This window comes from Bordetella muralis (genome assembly GCF_054781015.1).
In genome coordinates this window covers 196344-214452 of sequence record NZ_BAAGVF010000008.1, presented here as the reverse complement: position 1 = coordinate 214452, position 18109 = coordinate 196344, and the positions used below count along the sequence as shown (strand labels likewise).

16 protein-coding genes are annotated in these 18109 nt (G+C 60.8%); all 16 read left to right on the top strand.

Features of this window, described 5'->3' with window-relative positions:
- The first annotated feature begins 392 nt into the window (after nt 1–392).
- The 16 genes from ACYVIT_RS18785 to ACYVIT_RS18710 all read left to right on the top strand — a co-directional run bounded on the left by ACYVIT_RS18785 (nt 393) and on the right by ACYVIT_RS18710 (nt 18073).
- Entirely contained in the window at nt 393–2042 is a 1650-nt protein-coding gene (locus ACYVIT_RS18785) for a ShlB/FhaC/HecB family hemolysin secretion/activation protein (protein WP_415806687.1), read from the top strand.
- A gap of 36 nt (nt 2043–2078) precedes the next feature.
- The gene (locus tag ACYVIT_RS18780; protein WP_415806688.1) at nt 2079–4013 is read left to right on the top strand and encodes a DUF2341 domain-containing protein; all 1935 of its coding nucleotides are present in this window, start codon (nt 2079–2081) and stop codon (nt 4011–4013) included.
- 12 nt (nt 4014–4025) lie between these two features.
- Nucleotides 4026–4448, top strand: coding sequence for an ExbD/TolR family protein (locus tag ACYVIT_RS18775; protein WP_415806689.1), 423 nt, complete (start codon nt 4026–4028; stop codon nt 4446–4448).
- A 10-nt stretch (nt 4449–4458) separates the two neighbouring features.
- Complete coding sequence (locus ACYVIT_RS18770) at nt 4459–5193, top strand: energy transducer TonB family protein (RefSeq protein ID WP_415806690.1); 735 nt, start codon at nt 4459–4461, stop codon at nt 5191–5193.
- 43 nt (nt 5194–5236) lie between these two features.
- Complete coding sequence (locus ACYVIT_RS18765) at nt 5237–6976, top strand: putative porin (RefSeq protein ID WP_415806691.1); 1740 nt, start codon at nt 5237–5239, stop codon at nt 6974–6976.
- A 14-nt stretch (nt 6977–6990) separates the two neighbouring features.
- Complete coding sequence (locus tag ACYVIT_RS18760) at nt 6991–7779, top strand: coiled-coil domain-containing protein (RefSeq protein ID WP_415806692.1); 789 nt, start codon at nt 6991–6993, stop codon at nt 7777–7779.
- A gap of 33 nt (nt 7780–7812) precedes the next feature.
- Nucleotides 7813–8343, top strand: coding sequence for a YbjN domain-containing protein (locus tag ACYVIT_RS18755; protein WP_415806693.1), 531 nt, complete (start codon nt 7813–7815; stop codon nt 8341–8343).
- 28 nt (nt 8344–8371) lie between these two features.
- Entirely contained in the window at nt 8372–9409 is a 1038-nt protein-coding gene (locus ACYVIT_RS18750; RefSeq protein ID WP_415806695.1) for a peptidylprolyl isomerase, read from the top strand.
- 19 nt (nt 9410–9428) lie between these two features.
- Complete coding sequence (locus tag ACYVIT_RS18745) at nt 9429–9800, top strand: antitoxin Xre/MbcA/ParS toxin-binding domain-containing protein (protein ID WP_415806696.1); 372 nt, start codon at nt 9429–9431, stop codon at nt 9798–9800.
- Between the two features lie 86 nt (nt 9801–9886).
- On the top strand, nt 9887–10405 hold the full coding sequence (locus ACYVIT_RS18740; RefSeq protein ID WP_415806697.1) for an RES family NAD+ phosphorylase: 519 nt from the start codon (nt 9887–9889) through the stop codon (nt 10403–10405).
- Between the two features lie 48 nt (nt 10406–10453).
- Nucleotides 10454–11131, top strand: coding sequence for a 2-polyprenyl-3-methyl-6-methoxy-1,4-benzoquinone monooxygenase (gene coq7, locus ACYVIT_RS18735; protein ID WP_415806698.1), 678 nt, complete (start codon nt 10454–10456; stop codon nt 11129–11131).
- Nucleotides 11132–11969: 838 nt separating this feature from the next.
- Complete coding sequence (locus ACYVIT_RS18730) at nt 11970–13064, top strand: MraY family glycosyltransferase (RefSeq protein ID WP_415806873.1); 1095 nt, start codon at nt 11970–11972, stop codon at nt 13062–13064.
- A 107-nt stretch (nt 13065–13171) separates the two neighbouring features.
- Nucleotides 13172–14446 (top strand): Vi polysaccharide biosynthesis UDP-N-acetylglucosamine C-6 dehydrogenase TviB, encoded by a 1275-nt coding sequence (gene tviB / locus ACYVIT_RS18725; RefSeq protein WP_415806699.1) that lies wholly within the window; start codon nt 13172–13174, stop codon nt 14444–14446.
- A 10-nt stretch (nt 14447–14456) separates the two neighbouring features.
- Nucleotides 14457–15482, top strand: a complete 1026-nt coding sequence (locus ACYVIT_RS18720; protein ID WP_415806700.1) for an SDR family oxidoreductase — start codon at nt 14457–14459, stop codon at nt 15480–15482.
- A gap of 93 nt (nt 15483–15575) precedes the next feature.
- On the top strand, nt 15576–16937 hold the full coding sequence (murJ, locus tag ACYVIT_RS18715; RefSeq protein WP_415806701.1) for a murein biosynthesis integral membrane protein MurJ: 1362 nt from the start codon (nt 15576–15578) through the stop codon (nt 16935–16937).
- On the top strand, nt 16937–18073 hold the full coding sequence (locus ACYVIT_RS18710) for a glycosyltransferase family 4 protein (RefSeq protein ID WP_415806702.1): 1137 nt from the start codon (nt 16937–16939) through the stop codon (nt 18071–18073). Before murJ ends, ACYVIT_RS18710 begins: the two co-directional genes overlap by 1 nt.
- Nucleotides 18074–18109 lie beyond the last annotated feature (36 nt).

The following is an 18109-nucleotide window of genomic DNA, read 5'->3' as shown; positions in this document are numbered from 1 at the left end:
AAAGGGGGCGCCAGCCCCCTTTTTAACGACTGCAGTACAAGCCCGCACTGAGCACAGCCGCACGGTACAACGCGTACCGTCTTCGCTCCTCTAGTCAGCGGCCATTGTCCTGAGCATGCTGCGCTTCACAGGTGCGCGTCCACTACCCAGTACCCGCTGCGTAGCTTCTTTCCTGCTCCACACAAATTTCTCCGTGAAGTTTTTGTGACATTGAGCACTCCCCACGTCCGTCATTCGTCTAGCAATCAGTAAACGCTGGTCATTGCCGGTTCGTAAATGTGATCGGTTTGATCGACCGGCTTTTCGTGATTCACAGGCGGCCGCTGCGCGTTGCTGATGCCTTGCGGCTCCGTGACTCGCGGCGAATTCTAATCAGGATTGAGTGCGGTTCTATGCATGAATTGAACAACGCAGGCCACGGCGTCTGTCTCAGGATCTTTAGCGCGGCTCTCGCGGCGCTAGGTATACATGCCTGTGTAAACGCCCAATCATCGGTGGGCACCGATAGCGCCGAACCCGTTGCTGCCGCTGCTTCACAGCGGGCCGACGCCCGCCGTGTGAACGTCAGCGAGTACATCGTGCGGGGCAATTCCGTATTGACCGCGCGCGACATCGAAAAGGCCGTTTACGCTTATCTGGGACCCGACCGCACGATGGCCGACATCGAGGCGGCTCGCGATGCCTTGCAAGAGGTCTATCACCAATCAGGTTACCAATCTGTGTACGTCGACTTGCCTGAACAGCAGGTCAGCGGCGGTGTGGTGATCTTGCAAGTGACCGAAACCAAGGTGGGGCGCCTGCGCGTGGTGGGAGCCAAACATTACTCGCCGCTGGAAATCCGCGATGAGGTTCCTGCCTTGAAAGAAGGCGAGGTTCCGGATTTCAACGAAGCGCAAACGCAGTTGACTGCCTTGAATCGTACGGCCAGCCGCCAGGTCATGCCCCTGGTGCGTGAGGGCAAGATGCCCGGCACCATGGACGTCGATCTGCGCGTAGAAGACAAAAGCCCCTGGAATGCCAGCGTGGGCTTGAACAACGACTACAGCGCCGACACGGAAAAACTGCGGGCGATGGTCACACTGGGCCACGATAATCTGTGGCAGCGCGGGCATGCGTTCTCGGTGACTTATTTCACCGCACCCGAGGAGCCTTCCAACGCCAAAGTGTGGTCGGGTTCCTACACCATGCCCTTATCCGGAAAGTGGAGTCTGCAGTTTTCCGGCTATCACTCCGATAGCAACGTGGCCACGATTGGCGGCACCAATGTGCTGGGCAAGGGTTACTCCTTCGGCATGATGGCTACCTACTCCATGGAGCCATTAGGCAATTGGCACAACTCCTTGTCCGTCGGTGTGGACTACAAGAACTTCGATGAGAACCTGATCTATGGCGGGGACGGCGACGAGGTGCCGTTGAAATACGTTCCGTTCACCTTGGCATACGACGGCTACCGCTATACCGAAACATCGCAAAGCTCGGTCAGCATGAGCGTGGTCGGTGCCACGCGTACCTCGTTCGGCGTGAGCAGCAGCGACGAAGAGTTCGACTACAAGCGCTATATGGCCAGCCCCAGCTTTGCGCTGTTGCGCGGCGACCTGACTCACACTCAAACGGTCGGCAACGATTGGCAGGCTTTCTTGCGCACGGGCTTTCAGTTGGCCTCGGGTGCGCTGGTATCCAACGAACAGTTTTCGGCCGGAGGCGCCACCAGTGTGCGCGGCTATCTGGCAGCCGAACGTTCGGCTGACGAAGGCCTGATGGCCTCTCTCGAATTGCGGACTCCTTCGCTGTCGCGCTGGTTGGGGCCTCAGGTGAATGAATGGCGTTTCTTCGCCTTTAGCGACTGGGCCTTTATGCGCCTGCGCGACCCGCTGCCCGATCAAGAGAGGTCTTTCGGTTTGGCCAGCGTCGGCCTGGGCACGCGTATGCAGTTGTTCGATTGGCTGCATGGCGGCCTGGTCTGGGGCTATGCCCTGCGTGACGGCGATGTCACCAAGAAAAACGAATCGCGCGTGAATTTCAACCTGCGCGCCAACTTTTAACCCTTACGCATGACGGACTACCGGAGCACGGCAACCATGCAACGCTTACTTTTCCTCATGCTGGCCTTGATGGCCAGTGTGTTTCCCTTGACTGCCAACGCTTGGTGGCAGGCCGACTGGAATTTTCGCAAGCAGATTTCTGTTGATACCACTGCACAGGCCGGGGCCATCAATGAAAACGTCGGCCGCATGCCGTTACTGGTGCGCTTGCACACCGGCAACTTCGCGTTTGACGGCGTGAACGAGAAAGGCGACGACCTGCGCTTTGTGACCAGCGATGATCAGACGGTGCTGAACTACCAGATCGAGAGCTTTGATCCCTTGCTGGGCATGGCGTTGGTGTGGGTGGATATCCCAGACGTCGTCGGCGCGCAGCGCCAGGACATCTGGATGTATTACGGCAACCAGAAAGCGCCTGCCACCTCGAACGGCCAGCTTGCGTTCGACCCGAACTACACCTTGGTGTACCACTTCAATGGTGCGTCGGATGCGCCGCCGCGTGATGCCACGGCCTACAGCAACCACGCCCAGACTGCGCTGGCAGGCATGGTCGATGGGGTGACGGGCCGTGCGGCGCAGTTCGTGGGCGGCGCCCCGCTGATGCTGCCAGCCAGCCCCTCGCTGGCCGTTCCGGCCGCAGGCGCATTCACATTCAGCGCCTGGGTGCGCTCGGACCAAGCCGCGGGTGCGCAATTGATCTACGCACGTCGGGATAGCGGCAACGCGTTGTTGATCGGCGTGGATAACGGTGTTCCCTTTGTCGAAGTCAATGGCCAACGCACGCAGCCGGGCCAGCCTTTGTCGCCGGCCGCGTGGCAACATTTGGCTGTCACGGCGGATGGCCGTCAGGTCGTGCTCTATGTCAATGGTCAGGCGAGCGCAACGCTGGCCGCCAGTCTGCCGCCGCTGAACACGATCGCCGCCATCGGGGCCGATGTTCCAGGTCAGACCACGCCGGCCGTAGCGGCGCCCACAAACCCTGCGCCATCTGCCGACACCCCCGCAGCCCAGGGGACCGCAGCCGCGTCAGAATCTGCTGGCGCTGCGGCGCCTGCCGTCCCGGTCGCGACCTATGCACCGTTCATCGGCGCCATCGACGAAATCCGTTTATCCAAGACCGCTCGGTCCGCTGCGCTGATTCTGGCCGATGCCGTGTCCCAGGGAGCAGAGTCGCGCTTGGTCGTCTACGGTGCCGACGAAGAGCAATCCGGTTTTGGTTTTGGCGGCCTGGGCTACTTGTTGAACGCCGTGCCGCTGGATGCCTGGATCGTGATCGCGGTGCTGGTCTTCATGATGCTGCAATCCTGGGTCATCATGGTGTCCAAGAGCCGCAAGGTCAAACGCGTGGAGCAAGGCAATGCGGCATTCCGCGAAGCCTTTGCCAAAGTCGGCAACCGCCTCGAAATGTTGATCGACGACACGGCGTTGAAAGGCCGTATGCAAGACGCGCCGCTGTGGAACCTGTACGAGGTTGCAGTCAACGAACTGCGTGTGCGCCGTTCGCAAGGTGCTGACACCACTTCGATTTCCGGCGCCACCATCGAAGCCATACGCGCCTCCATGGATGCCGTGCGGACCAAAGAATCCCAAGCACTGGGACGTCGCATGGGCGTGTTGTCCAACGCGATTGCGGGAGGACCCTACATCGGGCTACTGGGTACTGTGCTCGGGATCATGGTGGTGTTCCTGGGGACGGCCATGGCTGGTGACGTGAATATCAACGCGATCGCCCCGGGTATGGCTGCCGCGCTGCTGGCGACTGCCATGGGCCTGTTCGTCGCGATCCCGGCACTGTTTGGCTACAACCGTCTGCAGGGGCGCAACAAAGATGTCGGCGCCGACATGCGCGTATTCGTAGACGAGTTCGTGACGCGCCTGGCCGAGGTGCAGGGCGAAAGCCAGGCTGCCGAGGCTGCCCATCAGGGCCGTCGCACACCGGCATCGGTCAAACCCGAAGCCGCCGTTGTCTAAAGGAGACCGCACATGGCATCCGTGTCCTCGACCCCTGATGACGACGACGGCGTACCGGTCGACAGCATCAACATCACGCCGTTGGTCGACGTGCTGATGGTGGTGCTGGTGATGTTCATCCTGACTGCCACGGCGCAAGTCGCGGGCATTCAAGTCAACCTGCCCAAGGCCAGCAGCACCGTATCGCTGGCGCAGCCCAAGACGAAAGCCATTTCGATCAACGAGAACGGCCAGGTTTTCCTGGACGCTTATCCGGTCACCTTGCCCGAGCTGGAAGATCGATTGCGCACCGAAAAGGCGCTGAACCCCGATTTTCCCGTCATCGTCCGCGGCGACGCCATCGTGCAATACCAGAAAGTCGTCGAGGTGCTGGACATGCTGCGCCGTCTCGAGCTGTCCCAGATTGGTCTAGTCACCGGCAAGCCGACCTCGTAGAGCGCGCAACATGTCGTCGAACATTCCTGATCCAACCGGCCGCCAGGACGCCGGCCGCGGCAAAGACCGGCGCGTGCGCATCGCCAAAGGCGCAGGGGTCGTGGCGGTGGTGGCCGTGCTCGGCTATTTCCTCTGGCAATGGGCCAACGATATGGCCGGCGTGAAGCGGGAGGCCCCGAAGGTCGCCACCATTATTCCGCTGCCCCCGCCGCCGCCTCCGCCTCCCGAGCCGGAACAGCCGCCTCCTGAGCCCGAGCAGAAAGAGGAAGTCGTAGAGCCTGAACCCGAGCCCGAACCCGAGCCTCAGGACGAACCGCCGCAGCCCAAGGAAGAAGCGCCGCCGTCGCCCTCCGATGACCTGGCCAAGCCCATGCAGATGGACGCCGACGCGCAAGCCGGCAGCGATTCTTTCAACATCGGCGCAGGAAAAGGCGGCGGCATGGCGGGTTCCGGAGGCGGCCGCGCAGGCAATGCGACGTACAGCCAATACATGGCCTACGCCCTGCAGAAAATCCTGCGCGAGGACGACCGCACCCGCAATCTGACTTTCCGCATGACCGTCAACATCTGGCTCAACGCAACGGGGCAGATTCTGCGCGTAGAGATCGGGCGCTCCAGTGGTGATGCCGACGTGGACGAGCGAGTGATTGCCGCATTGCGTGCCGTGCCTGCGCTGGACGAGCGGCCACCGGCCTCCGTCAGCATGCCTGTGCGCGCGTCGTTGACGGGCCGCCGCCCGTCTTGATCGAGCTGTCTTGAACATGATTCTTAGATTCGGAGTTTTGCAGATGAAATTCACATCCACACGATTGGCTAGCGCTTTGGCCGTCGCGCTGGTGGTAGGCGTGGGCCCGGCCGTCGCGCAGAGCCAGGCGTCGCCCAACGCCACTATCAATCTGATTCGTCTATTGGTCCAGCAGGGCGTACTGAAACAGGATCAAGCCGACGCCCTGGTGCAACAAGCCGAATCGGAAGCAGCCGAGGCGCAAAAAGCGCAGGCCCAGGCCGCCCCGGCACATCAGGTGGGGGCCGCAGGCGCCGCAGTGGCTCAGCCGGGCGACGTGCGCGTGACCTATATCCCCGAATCGGTGCGCGATAGTATTCGCGACCAGGTCAAAGCCGAGGTGATGGTCCAGGCCAAGGCCGAAAACTGGGCGCAGCCCAATACCTTTCCTGACTGGGTTTCTCGCATCACCGTCGAAGGCGATGTGCGGGCTCGCTACGAGTCGCGCCTGTACGACTCGTATAACAGCGACACGATCGTCGACTTCAACGATTGGAACCGCAACGGTCCTGTCCCTGTCGTCGTCAATGGCCAAGACTATCCGTTGGAGATGCCATTCCTGAATACCCGCAAGGACCGCCGCAACATGATGCGTGCCCGCGCGCGTCTGGGTGTGAAGGCTCAGATCTCGGATCAATGGATGGCGGGCATCCGGTTGGCCACCGGCAGCGACGACAGTCCCGTGTCCACGACGCAGACGCTGGGCGGCGGCATGGACAAGAAGGATATCTGGCTGGATCAGGCCTATATCACCTACCGGCCTGCACAGTGGGCCAGCATCACGGCAGGGCGCGGGGCCAATCCCTTTGTGTCCACCAATATGCTGTATTCAGATGATTTGAACTTCGACGGCATCTCGGCCCAGTTCAAGCAGGCGCTGCAAGACAGCCCGGTGACACTATTCGGCTCGTTAGGTGCGTTTGCCCTGGAGAACACCTTCGGCAGTTGGAGTGATAGCAGCTGGAGCGAGGGCGAGACGGAAAACAAGTGGTTGTTCGGCGCGCAGATCGGCGCTCGTTGGGAATTGGACAAACGCAATACGCTGACCGGTGCGTTGGCGTATTATCGTTTCGATAATATCGAAGGCCAGCGTTCCTCGCCCTGCCTGACGACCTCGGCCGTGTGCGACACCGACTGGTCGCGGCCCGCTTTCATGCAGCACGGCAACACGGTGTTCCTGCTGCGTGACCTGATGGCCGCTGTGCCGGGTAATCCCGCCGATCCTGCCAACGATCAATATCAATACGTCGGCCTGGCCTCCAAATTCAATTTGCTGGACGTCAACCTGATCTGGGATACCCAGATATTCGACGGCATGGGTCTGCGTTTGCACGGCAACTATGTTCGTAACCTGGCCTACGACGAAGACAAAATGGTCAGCCGCGCGGGCGGCATCAACAACGTGGCCAACAATCGGACGGGCGCAAACAACGATTCGATCGAAAGCGGCCCCAACGCCTGGATGCTGCAAGCGTCGCTCGGTCGCGGGCTCGATCTGCGTGCCCAAGGCGATTGGATGGTGTTCGCGGGATACAAATACATCCAGCCTGATGCGATGCCTGACGGCTACAACGATTCCACCTTCCACTTGGGCGGCACTAACGCTCGCGGCTATTTCCTGGGAGGCGGTTACGCCTTTGACAAGAACGTCTACGGCCTGCTGCGTTGGACCAGCACCAAGGAAGTCTATGGTGCTCCGTACTCCGTCGACGTCCTGCAGGCGGAAGTCAACGCGCGCTTCTAAGGTGGTTGGCACTCATGACAACTTTATATTTTTCTCGTCGTCACGCGACGATACGCCAAGAGCCCGTGTCCCGGCGCGGCTTGCGTTTTCCTTGGGCGGGGCTGTGGTTGGCCCTGTCGGTAGTGTGGGCCGCGCCGGCCGCCCACGCGCAGAGCATGGAGGAACGCCTGCGGTCGGAATTGCGCAACGTCACCCAGCAATTGCAGCAAGTGCAGAGCGAGCGCGCCCAAACCTTGGCCGCCAAGGTCACCGCGGAGGCGCAACGTGAAGCGGCACACAAGGACAACGAGCAGCTGCGAGCCCAGATCGCGCAACTTCGTACGCAATTGGGCGTCGCGCAAGACGAAGCCGGCAAACTGGAGGCCGTACGCGAAGCCGCCCACGCCCAGGTGGCGGCCAGCCATGCGCAGATCGACAAATTTCGCGGCGCTTACGAGGAACTCCTGGGCATGGCGCGCGCCAGCGAGGCCAAGCGCGTCACCCTGGAGGCGTCCTTGAAAGACCGAGACGGCCTGCTGACGATGTGCGAGAAAAAAAACGCCGCAATGTATGCCGCTGGCAAGGAGTTGCTATCGGCCTACGAAGCATTCGGAACGGGCGACATATTGAAAATCCGCCAGCCCTTTGCGGGGCAGGCTCGTGTGTTGTTCGACGAGCAGGCCCAGGCGCACGGCGACAAACTGTACGAGGCCCAGTTCAGCCGTGACGCGGCCGCTGCACTGGCGCGCAAACAACAGGCGGCCAATCAAGAAACGGCGGAGCCTGCTGCAGCCGGCAACGCGTCACGCCTGACCAACGACTGAGTTTTCATTTTTTCTACATGGAAAGATCACACAATGACCGACAGCACTTCTCTCGTCCAGACCGTCACAGCCGAAAGCCTGACCCACTTGTTGCAAGATGCGGGCTACCGCGTGAACCGTTCCGAACAGAACGGTTCGGTGCAGTTGCTCAGCGCCAGCCAGGGGGTGGGGTTCTCCGTCCGTTTCGGCAACCCGGGTCCGCAAGCAGGCGAGTTTGTCGACTACACGCTGAGTTGCGCATTGCGCGTGCAAGGCGAGCTGTCTGCTGACTTCGTCGCTGGCTGGAACGTGGCCAAGCGTTTCGCACGCCTGACGGTGCAGGGCGGTTCGTTCCTGGTGTTGGAGTTCGACGTCATCGTTGCCGGCGGCGTCAGCCAGTCTCACGTGCGTGCCGTGACCGAGTTGTGGGACCACTTGCTGCAGGAGTTTCTATTGTTCCTGCGCCAGTATGCCCAACAGACGGTGGCATCACAGCAAGGCGCAGGCAGTGTTGCTCCGCAGGATCACGCTGTTGCGGTAGAAGAGGGCAGTGCGCAATCCGCCGCGGTGCATGACGCCGCGTAGTTGTGTTGTGTCCATTCCGAGAGTCCTTATGAACGAAAGCAATATCTTGCGTGTGGCCGCCGTGCTCGGGTTGAGCGCGGCATTGTTGGGCGGCTGCGGCGACGGCGGCGATGCGCACGCGCAATCGCAGGGCGCGCCGAACACGCCGGTCCGAGCGGTGGGTGGCGCCGCCTCCGGACCGGTCACTCAAAGCGCAGGCAAGTCCGCGCCATCCAAGATCGACGTCAGCAAACCCGTGGCCACGCTGGGCACCATTTCGATTTCGCGTGCCGACATGGACGCGGTCTTGCGTGGTTTGCCGTCCGAGCAGCGTCTGCAGTTACAGGCCGACCGGGCATCGCTGGATCAGTGGCTGCGCGGCCGTTTGGCCGAAAAAGCGTTGATCGAACAGGCCACCCTGCAGGGCTGGCCCGAACGTCCGGAAATTCACCGTGTGCTGGAGCTGGCCCACAATCAGGTGGTGCTGCGCACGTATCTGGAGTCGGTCAGCCAGCCGCCTGACGATTACCCCTCGCAACAGGAACTGCAGGCTGCCTACGATCAGAGCAAGTCGCAGTTGACCATGCCTGCGCGCTATCGCGTCAGCCAGATCTTCCTGGCCGCCCCGTACACCGATAACCAGGCCGTAGCAAAGGCTCGCAAACAGGCAGCCGACTTGGTCAAGCAAGCGCGCGCCGCCAATGCCGATTTTGCCTCCCTCGCGCGCGAATATTCGCAGGACGCGGCCACGGCCAAGCAGGGCGGCGACAGCGGTGAAATGACGTTGCAGCAATTGGTGCCGGGCCTGCGCGAAGTCGTGCAGCACCTGTCCGAGGGCGAGGTCAGCGATCCCATTCAAATGCCGGGTGGTGTCCACATCATCAAAGTCGTAGATGCGCACATGGCCCAAGTGCCGCCGCTCGCGCAGGTACAAGACCAACTGCGCATCGCATTGCGCACCCAGCGTCAACAGCAAGCGGCGCGGGCTTATCTGGAGGGACTGATTAATGGCGGAACAGTCAGTATCGACGGCAGTGAAGTCAACGCGGCTTTCAAAGCCATCGAGACGGCGGCAACCGTCCAATAAAGACAACGCAGGCCTGGACGTGCGCACCAGGTTGCAGCGGCGTATCGAGGCATCGCTTGGTTATGTGAGCTCGCCCCGGTCGACGGCAATGGGTCCCGTGTTGCTCGAGATCCTGCGGGATGATCTGACCGAAGTCAGCCTGTCGTGCCTGATCGAACCGGCTCCTCCGGCTGAGATGACCCGCAAATATGTGGTGTCGCTGTACCGCGCTGTGCGCGTCGTCTGGTTGGCAGAACTGGTCTTTGGCAATCGAGACACGGCCCGCGCGTGGCTGCGTCAGCCCAAAAGCCGCCTGCATGGCCGTGCGCCCCTGGAACTGGCCCGTTGCGCCGCCGATGCCCCCTTGCTGGAGCGCTGGCTGATCGCGATCGATCAAGGCAGCGGGCTCTGACGTGGGCGCGCCGACGAGGCATATGGCGGCGCAGGCCGGACGGCCCGCTGCAGCCATACCCACAATGTATTAGGAGACATACAACCTTGACGACACTTTGGCGGTTGAGCAATAGCGACAATTTGACGGGTACGGCAGTTCTGGACGGGCGCTGGGCGGTGGCGGGTGCACCGGTGATCCTGTTGGATGCGAGTCCAGCTGCCGCAATTTGTGCGCGCCTGGCCTTGGCCGAGGTGCCGCATCCTCATCAACTGCCGCGCACCTATCGGCTGCTCGAAATCAACGCGCCGGCACGTTGCATCACGACGCCACCGCCGGCGCTTTTACGGGGTCACGACACGGAGGCGACCCGAGCGTTTGGTCAACGCTGGCTGGACAATGAGAGCTCGTTGTTGCTGCGGGTTCCGTCCATGGCCGGTGCGATGCAATTCCTCCTCAATAGCGTCCATGCCGACACGGCGCTGTGTACTGTCAAACGCCGCGCTGTTTATCCCTTTGATGGACTGCTCGAGGGCCTCTCGCTCAACCTGGCCGACGGCAGCGACTGGTTAGCCCGCGAGCCGGCGCGCGCGGCATGTCTTTATGCATTTCCGTACAATTCCTAGAGGAGAACCTCGGCCATAGCCGGGGATGTCCACTTAGGAGTTCTATTTATGTCTGTGTCACCCTCAATGTCCGATTTCGCCCCTTTTTCACGCCGGCGAGGTCCGCTTGACGCTTTGTTTGGCGAGGTTGACCGGGCATTGCGAGTGTTGACGGGGGCGGCGACGGCGTCTCGTCCCAACCCTGCCGAGGCGGCCGAGCCCGAGCCACCGCTGACGGAGCAAGAAAAGCGTCATGCCGCGGGCTTGATGCGCGTCAATCATGTCGGCGAGGTATGTGCGCAGGCGCTCTATCGGGGCCAGGCAGCGGCCTGCCGAGAGGAACCGATTAAAAAATTGCTCCTCGATGCAGCCGTCGAAGAGGTCGACCACCTCGTCTGGTGCACCCAACGGCTCGAGGAGCTGGGCAGCCGTCCCAGCCTGCTCAACCCGATCTGGTACGCGGGCTCGTTTACGTTGGGTGTGCTGGCCAGTTATGCAGGCGCGCCGCGTAATCTAGGTTTCATGGCCGAGACCGAACGTCAGGTTGAAGAGCATCTCGACAGCCATTTGTCTGCTTTGCCGGCGACCGACCAGCGTTCGCGCCAGATCGTGAGCAAGATGAAAGACGACGAGGCAAAGCATCGAGCGAGCGCCGAAGATGCCGGCGGGGTGTCCCTGCCTATGCCCGTACGGGGAATGATGCGCGCGATGTCGCGTGTGATGACCACCACCGCCTATCGGATTTGAAGCGCGAAGGCGGGGCGAGGGTAGTGGCAGACGCTTGGTGCGTCGCACAACAAAATCCTCATATGGATAAGAAATGCCTCAATGCACTCGGTATAAGTGGTTGAAAACTATAGGGTAAGCCCGCAAGGGTTTACCCTTTTACCTAAAATCAGGTTTGATGCATGTGCGTGCTGCGGTGCGGCTTTCCGGCGAGGTGATGTGGTTTTGCAACACTCAACGGCGATCAAAATCCCAGCTAAAAAAATATCTTGCATCGCACAAAACCATGCGCTAATATTCATTCATGGATGTTGAAAACGCAGCGGCGCGGTGAATCACCCCGATGCGTAGCGGTCGAACCTGATGCAGTGTTCACCCCAACATGCCCCGGTTGTCTCCTCCACCCTCCTCCTTTGGTGGATTTAGCCCGAGATCGCAAGATCTCGGGCTTTTTTTTAATCAGAATTGTTGTGTCCCCAATTCTTGCGGATAGACCCGACTTTGCGATATGGAGCCGACTCGAGGACGCTCGACGGCGATAGAACCCGAGTGACGAGCCCTCGTTGTAGAGCCTGTTCAGACACCCCGTAATTCTTTGTCTCGGTTGGCGTAGGGATAGCATTACAATCCGTTGAAACTAGGTGTGTAATGTAGGCTCATATCCATAGCGCCGTTACGTTTTGTGGGGGTGCCTTGCACTTGTTTATGCCCTACATACAAGAGCGTTACACGCACTGTAGATAATGGTGTGTTTCCGGGCATTCCGCCCAATCTGCTTTTTTGCCGCCGAGCCGGCTCAAGGCAAAACGCCTTCTTGCGAGGGCAACAAGCCGAAGGCGCAGCGTGGGGGTTAGATTTTGTGACTTGGTTGTATATCTGCGTGGCGGCGTTCATGGTTGGGGGGCTCATTGTTGCCTCCGAACGCTGGCATGGTGCATTTACCGGTGATAGCGACCTGAGCAAGCCGCAGGCCTCGCACACGCGTGCGACGCCTCGCGTGGGTGGTTTGGCCGTGTTGGCAGGCTCTTTGGCGGGCCTGTTGGTGCTGGGGCCCAGCAATATGACGCTGACCTGGCTGTGGCCCGCGCTGTTTGTGGCAGCGCTGCCTGTGTTTGTCGCAGGCCTGCTCGAAGACATTACAAAAGATATCGGTGCCAGTAAACGTCTGCTGGCGGCTTTTCTGTCTGCGGCGATTGCGTGGTGGCTGCTGGGCGGCGTCAGCCGTGTCGGTATTGCCCCGGTAGATTGGGTACTGTCGTTCTGGCCCGTTTCGCTGGTGTTCACGATGTTCGCTGTCGGTGGCTGTACGCACGCGCTGAATATCGTGGATGGTATGAACGGCCTGGCGGGTATGGTGGCTACGCTGATGGCCGTGTCCATCGCGCTGGTCGCGCTGCAGGTCGGCGATATGCCTATCTTTATGATCGCGGCGTCGCTGGCGTCGGCCACGCTGGGCTTTCTGGTGTGGAATTTCCCGTTTGGCCGGGTGTTTCTGGGCGATGGCGGGGCATATTTCCTGGGCTTTATGTTGGCGGAACTGGCGGTGCTCCTGGTGGTGCGCAATCCGTCCGTGTCGCCTTTTTATGCCTTGGCCGTGCTGTTTTATCCTGTATTCGAAACCGGTTTTTCGATCTGGCGCCGCCGTTTCAAGCGTGGTGTGCCGGTGGATCAGCCGGATGCGCTGCACTTGCACCAGTTGGTGTTTCGCCGCTTGGTCCGGGTGACGTTCAGCCGCGGGCGCCGTCATGCCGTACCGGCCTTGTGCAATGCCCTGGCTTCCCCATATATGTGGGTGTTGGCCTTGATAGGCCTGGTCCCGGCGACCATCTGGTGGGACAACGCCTGGATCCTGAGCTTGAGTCTTGCTGTCTTTGCGGCAGCCTATATCTGGCTGTACGTGCGGCTGGTGTCGTGGCGTCGTCCGGGGTGGCTGTTGTTGCCACGTACTCACTGAGTGAATGTCCTGGCGACAGGCCCACAACGGGTCAAGGGCCACTGTTACAATTTTCCCCGTTCCTATTTAAAATGCCGTGATCGTAGCGCGGCAAAGGGAGAGCTATCTTGCGTATCGATGAGGTAAAACTTGCCGTGGTCGGCCTCGGTTATGTCGGGCTGCCGCTGGCCGTGGAGTTCGGCAAGAAGCGTCCGGTCATCGGGTTTGATATCAACGTCAAGCGTATTCAGGCCCTGCAGGCTGGTCATGACCACACGCTGGAGGTCGATGACGCCGAGTTGGCCGAGGCCAAGCATCTGACATATACCGCCGAGCGTGCCGAGTTGGCCAAGGCCAATGTGTACATTGTGACGGTGCCTACGCCTATTGACGAATACAAACAGCCCGATCTGACACCGCTGGTCAAGGCCAGCGAAACCATCGGTGCGGTACTCAAGCGCGGCGATATCGTCATTTACGAGTCCACCGTCTATCCTGGCGCCACCGAAGAAGACTGCGTGCCGGTGCTGGAACGCGTGTCGGGCCTGAAATTCAACGAGGATTTCTACGCCGGCTATAGCCCCGAGCGTATCAACCCGGGCGACAAGGCGCACCGCGTCAGCACGATCAAGAAAGTGACCTCGGGTTCCACGCCCGAAATCGCCGATCTGGTCGATGCGCTATATAACGAAATCATCACGGCGGGCACGCACAAGGCGTCCAGCATTCGTGTGGCCGAGGCCGCCAAGGTCATCGAAAACACACAGCGTGACGTGAACATCGCGTTGATCAATGAGCTGGCCCTGATCTTTAACAAGATGGGCATCGACACCGAGGCCGTACTGCAGGCTGCCGGCACCAAATGGAATTTCCTGCCGTTCCGTCCGGGTCTGGTGGGCGGTCATTGCATCGGCGTGGATCCGTACTATCTGACGCACAAGGCGCAATCCATCGGCTACCACCCGGAAATCATTCTGGCAGGCCGTCGTCTGAACGACTCCATGGGCGGCTACGTAGTGTCGCAGCTGGTCAAGGCCATGACCAAAGAGCGTATCCATGTACAGGGCGCGCGCGTACTGGTGATGGGCCTGACCTTCAAGGAAAACTGCCCCGACCTGCGCAACACCCGCGTGGTCGACATCGTGCACGAGCTGGGGGAATACAACGTCGATGTCGACGTTTACGATCCCTGGGTCGATCCGGAAGAAGCCGTGCACGAATACGGCATCACGCCCGTCGCCAAACCGGAACAGGGCAAATACGACGCCATCATCCTGGCGGTGTCGCATGAACAATTCGTCAAAATGGGCGCTGCCGAGATTCGTAAACTGGGCAAGGCCAAGCATGTGTTGTACGACTTGAAGTACGTGCTGGCCACCAACGAATCCGACCTGCGTCTGTAAAGAGGGTGGTATGAGCGAACGTTACGAAAGCATTCAGCGCGAGTTGCGCGCTACGCCGCGTAAATGGCTGGTCACGGGCTGCGCTGGTTTCATCGGATCAAACTTGCTGGAAGCGCTGCTCAAGCTCGACCAGACAGTCGTGGGGTTGGATAACTTCGCGACCGGCCATCAGCGCAATCTGGATGAGGTGCGCGATTCGGTGGAGCCCGCTCAATGGGCGCGCTTTACCTTTATCGAGGGCGATATCCGCAATCTCGAGGATTGCCAGAAGGCCACGCAAGGCGTGGACTATGTGTTGCATCAGGCGGCGCTGGGGTCGGTGCCTCGTTCGTTGAACGATCCGATCACGACGAATGCGGTCAACATCAGTGGTTCGCTGAACATGCTGGTCGCAGCTCGCGATGCCAAGGTCAAGACCTTCGTGTACGCCGCCTCCAGCTCGACCTATGGCGATCATCCGGCCTTGCCCAAGGTCGAAGACCAGATCGGCAAGCCGCTGTCGCCCTACGCAGTCACCAAATACGTCAACGAGTTATATGCGGATGTGTTTGCGCGCTCGTACGGTTTCCGCAGCGTGGGCCTGCGTTACTTCAACGTGTTCGGCAAGCGCCAGGATCCCGATGGCGCCTACGCGGCGGTCATCCCGAAATGGACAGCCGCCATGATCGGCGGCGAGGACGTCAACATCAACGGTGATGGCGAAACCAGCCGGGATTTCTGCTTTGTGGACAACGCCGTGCAGGCCAATTTGCTGGCTGCAATGGCGCCCGAAGAAGGCATCAATCAGGTGTACAACGTGGCCTATAGCGGACGCACGACGCTGACTCAGTTGTATGGCTTTCTGGCCAAAACCTTGGCCACGGAGGGCGTGCAATACGACAAAAAGCCGGTGTACGTGGATTTCCGGGCGGGCGATGTACGGCATTCGCAGGCCGATATCAGCAAGGCAAGCAAACTGCTGGGTTATCAGCCCGCGTTCGATATTCTGCGTGGCCTGGAAACCGCGATGCCCTGGTACGTCAAATTCCTGGGTTGATCATTCCAAAGGCCGCGGGCGCGCTCTGCCGGGCCGCCCGCGTGCCGTGCGGTCGCTTTTACCGCGACGAATCATAGGCGAGTGGGAGAATTCTTGAAAGCGCTCATTCGCAGAGTCAACGCGATCCATCCGGATCATCAACGCATCTTCAAGGCTGCGTTCCGTGTGGCAGTTTTCTTGATCCTGGGCAAGGCTGCCGGCGCTGTCAAGGAAATGGCGGTCGCGTATCGTTATGGCATCAGCGATGCGGTAGATGCCTATCAGTTCACGATGACCATGACCAACTGGTTGCCGGTCACGATCGTCGGCGTCCTGGGGGTGGTATTGATTCCTGTGCTCGTGCGCCTGAGGCGCACGGGGGGCAAGGAACGCGACCTGTTCATCAGCGAGCTCCAAGGCTGGATGCTGATGCTGGGGCTGGTATTGGCTGTGGCGACTGCGCTGGCCTGGCCCTGGGTATTGCAATGGCTGGGCAGCGGCCTGTCCGTGCAGGTCGCCAGCATGAGTACGGATTTGCTGCTGGCGTTTGTGCCGGTCACGGTGTTCTTGTTGATGGCAGGCATCAGCGGGGCGCGTTTGCGCTCACACGAGCGGCACGTCAATACCTTGCTGGACAGCGTGCCGGCCATCGCTACGCTGGCATGGGTCATGCTGGCCGCGGCCTCACCGCACGATGTGGGCCCCTTGTTGTGGGGGACGTTGGTCGGCTATGCGATTCAGGCGGTGTGGCTGGCTTGGCTGGCGGCGCGCGCCGATAACGGTTTTTGGGGTACGCCGCGCCTGACGATGCAGTCATCGCACTGGCCCGAGCTGGTAAGCGCGGCGGGCATCATGCTGGTGGGCCAAGTCGCGATGAGTTTCGTTGGTCCGCTGGATCAGTACACAGCCGCCAATCTGGGCGACAACGCCAATGCGACGCTGGGATATGCGGCTCGGTTGTTATCGTTATTGATCGGTATCGGCGCCGTGTCCGTCGGGCGGGCGGCGTTACCGGTGCTGGCTGATATCCAGAGCCGTGGCGATGCCGCGCGGGCGCGTACGATGGCTTTGAAATGGTCGGTCTTGATGCTCGGGGCTGGCGCCGTTGCGGTGGCGATTGCGTGGGTGTTGGCGCCTTGGGGCGTGTCGGTGTTGTACCAGCGCGGTGCATTTAGCGCCGACAATACTCAGGCCGTAGCCGAGGTATTTCGCTGGGGACTGCTGCAACTGCCGTTTTATTTCGGGGTGCTGATTCTGGTGCAACTGTTGGCGAGCCAGAATCGATATCGCGTCATGGCGCTGATCGCGGTCGCCAATTTTCTGCTCAAGGCGGTGTTGAACACCGTGCTCGCGCCGCGTATGGGGGCATCGGGCATCATGTTGGCCACGGCGCTGATGTATGCCTTGTCGTTTGCGTGTTATCTCGTGGTGGCATTACAGCGTCATGAGCCGCCGGCCGCTAAGGAGACCGTTTGATGGATTCGCCCGCGATGCGTGAGCCGCGTGTCCTGATCTTTATCCACTCGCTGCATGGCGGTGGCGCCGAGCGCGTCGCTGCCGATTTGAGCGCGCATTGGGCGCAGGCCGGCTGGCAAGTCATGCTGGTTACGCAAGCGGACGCCCGCGACGATGCCTACACGCTGCATCCGCACGTGCAGCGCAAAATCCTGCACACGGCAGGCGAGGGCGGTGGCTTACGCGGGATATGGGCGAATGTGCGGCGCGTGCATGCTTTGCGCCGGGTGTTGCGAGAGTTTCAGCCCGATATCGTGCTGGGCATGATGACGACGGCGTCGGTGTTGGCGGTGATGGCCGCGCGCGGTATGCCGTGCCAAGTCATCGCGACAGAACACACGCATCCGCCATCGCAGACGTTGTCTGGGTTATGGCAACGCTTGCGCCGGTGGACGTACCCGCAGGCCGCCCGCGTGGTGGCGCTCACACGTGGCACGGCGGATTGGTTGGAACAGCACGTACCGGGCAGCAAGCTCGCAGTGATTCCGAATCCGGTGCATTGGCCGTTGTCGCGTGCCGAGCCGGTCGTCGCGCCGCCTGCAGCCGATAGCCGACGCCGTCTGTTGGCGGTGGGACGATTGCATCCGGACAAGGGGTTCGACCTGCTGGTACAGGCCTATGCGCAGATTGCGGATCGGTACCCGCAGTGGGATCTGATCATCCTGGGCGAGGGTGGCGAACGCCAACGCTTGCAGACCCAGATCGATGCGGCGGGTTTGCAGGGGCGTGTCAGCATGCCAGGGCGGGTAGGCAATGTGGGCGACTGGTATGCGAGTGCGGACATCTATGTTCTGAGCTCTCGTTTCGAGGGTTTGTCCAATACCTTGCTGGAGTCTTTGGCCAGCGGATTGGCTGCGGTCTGCTTTGATTGCGATACCGGGCCGCGCGAGGTCGTCCGTGACGGTACGGATGGCGTACTGGTTCGGCCCAACGGTGATGTCGCGGCCATGGCGGCGGCGCTGTCGGCGTTGATGGACGATGACGAGACCCGTCAGGCTTTGGCGCAGCGGGCCATCGAAGCGCGTGAACGATTTTCGGCTCAGCGGGTGCTGGGCTTGTGGCAACAACTTTTCGACGATGTGCGAGGGCAGGGCTGATCGCCCGGCCCAACAGTCGTCTGGACGAGCACGGAA

What these genes read in the sequence shown, in the direction of transcription:
- ACYVIT_RS18720 (WP_415806700.1), top strand. Translation starts at nt 14,457, where the DNA reads ATGAGCGAACGTTACGAAAGCATTCAGCGCGAGTTGCGCGCTACGCCG.
- ACYVIT_RS18750 (WP_415806695.1), top strand. Translation starts at nt 8,372, where the DNA reads ATGAACGAAAGCAATATCTTGCGTGTGGCCGCCGTGCTCGGGTTGAGC.
- ACYVIT_RS18755 (WP_415806693.1), top strand. Translation starts at nt 7,813, where the DNA reads ATGACCGACAGCACTTCTCTCGTCCAGACCGTCACAGCCGAAAGCCTG.
- ACYVIT_RS18710 (WP_415806702.1), top strand. Translation starts at nt 16,937, where the DNA reads ATGGATTCGCCCGCGATGCGTGAGCCGCGTGTCCTGATCTTTATCCAC.
- ACYVIT_RS18785 (WP_415806687.1), top strand. Translation starts at nt 393, where the DNA reads ATGCATGAATTGAACAACGCAGGCCACGGCGTCTGTCTCAGGATCTTT.
- coq7 (WP_415806698.1), top strand. Translation starts at nt 10,454, where the DNA reads ATGTCTGTGTCACCCTCAATGTCCGATTTCGCCCCTTTTTCACGCCGG.
- ACYVIT_RS18760 (WP_415806692.1), top strand. Translation starts at nt 6,991, where the DNA reads ATGACAACTTTATATTTTTCTCGTCGTCACGCGACGATACGCCAAGAG.
- ACYVIT_RS18775 (WP_415806689.1), top strand. Translation starts at nt 4,026, where the DNA reads ATGGCATCCGTGTCCTCGACCCCTGATGACGACGACGGCGTACCGGTC.
- ACYVIT_RS18770 (WP_415806690.1), top strand. Translation starts at nt 4,459, where the DNA reads ATGTCGTCGAACATTCCTGATCCAACCGGCCGCCAGGACGCCGGCCGC.
- ACYVIT_RS18780 (WP_415806688.1), top strand. Translation starts at nt 2,079, where the DNA reads ATGCAACGCTTACTTTTCCTCATGCTGGCCTTGATGGCCAGTGTGTTT.
- ACYVIT_RS18765 (WP_415806691.1), top strand. Translation starts at nt 5,237, where the DNA reads ATGAAATTCACATCCACACGATTGGCTAGCGCTTTGGCCGTCGCGCTG.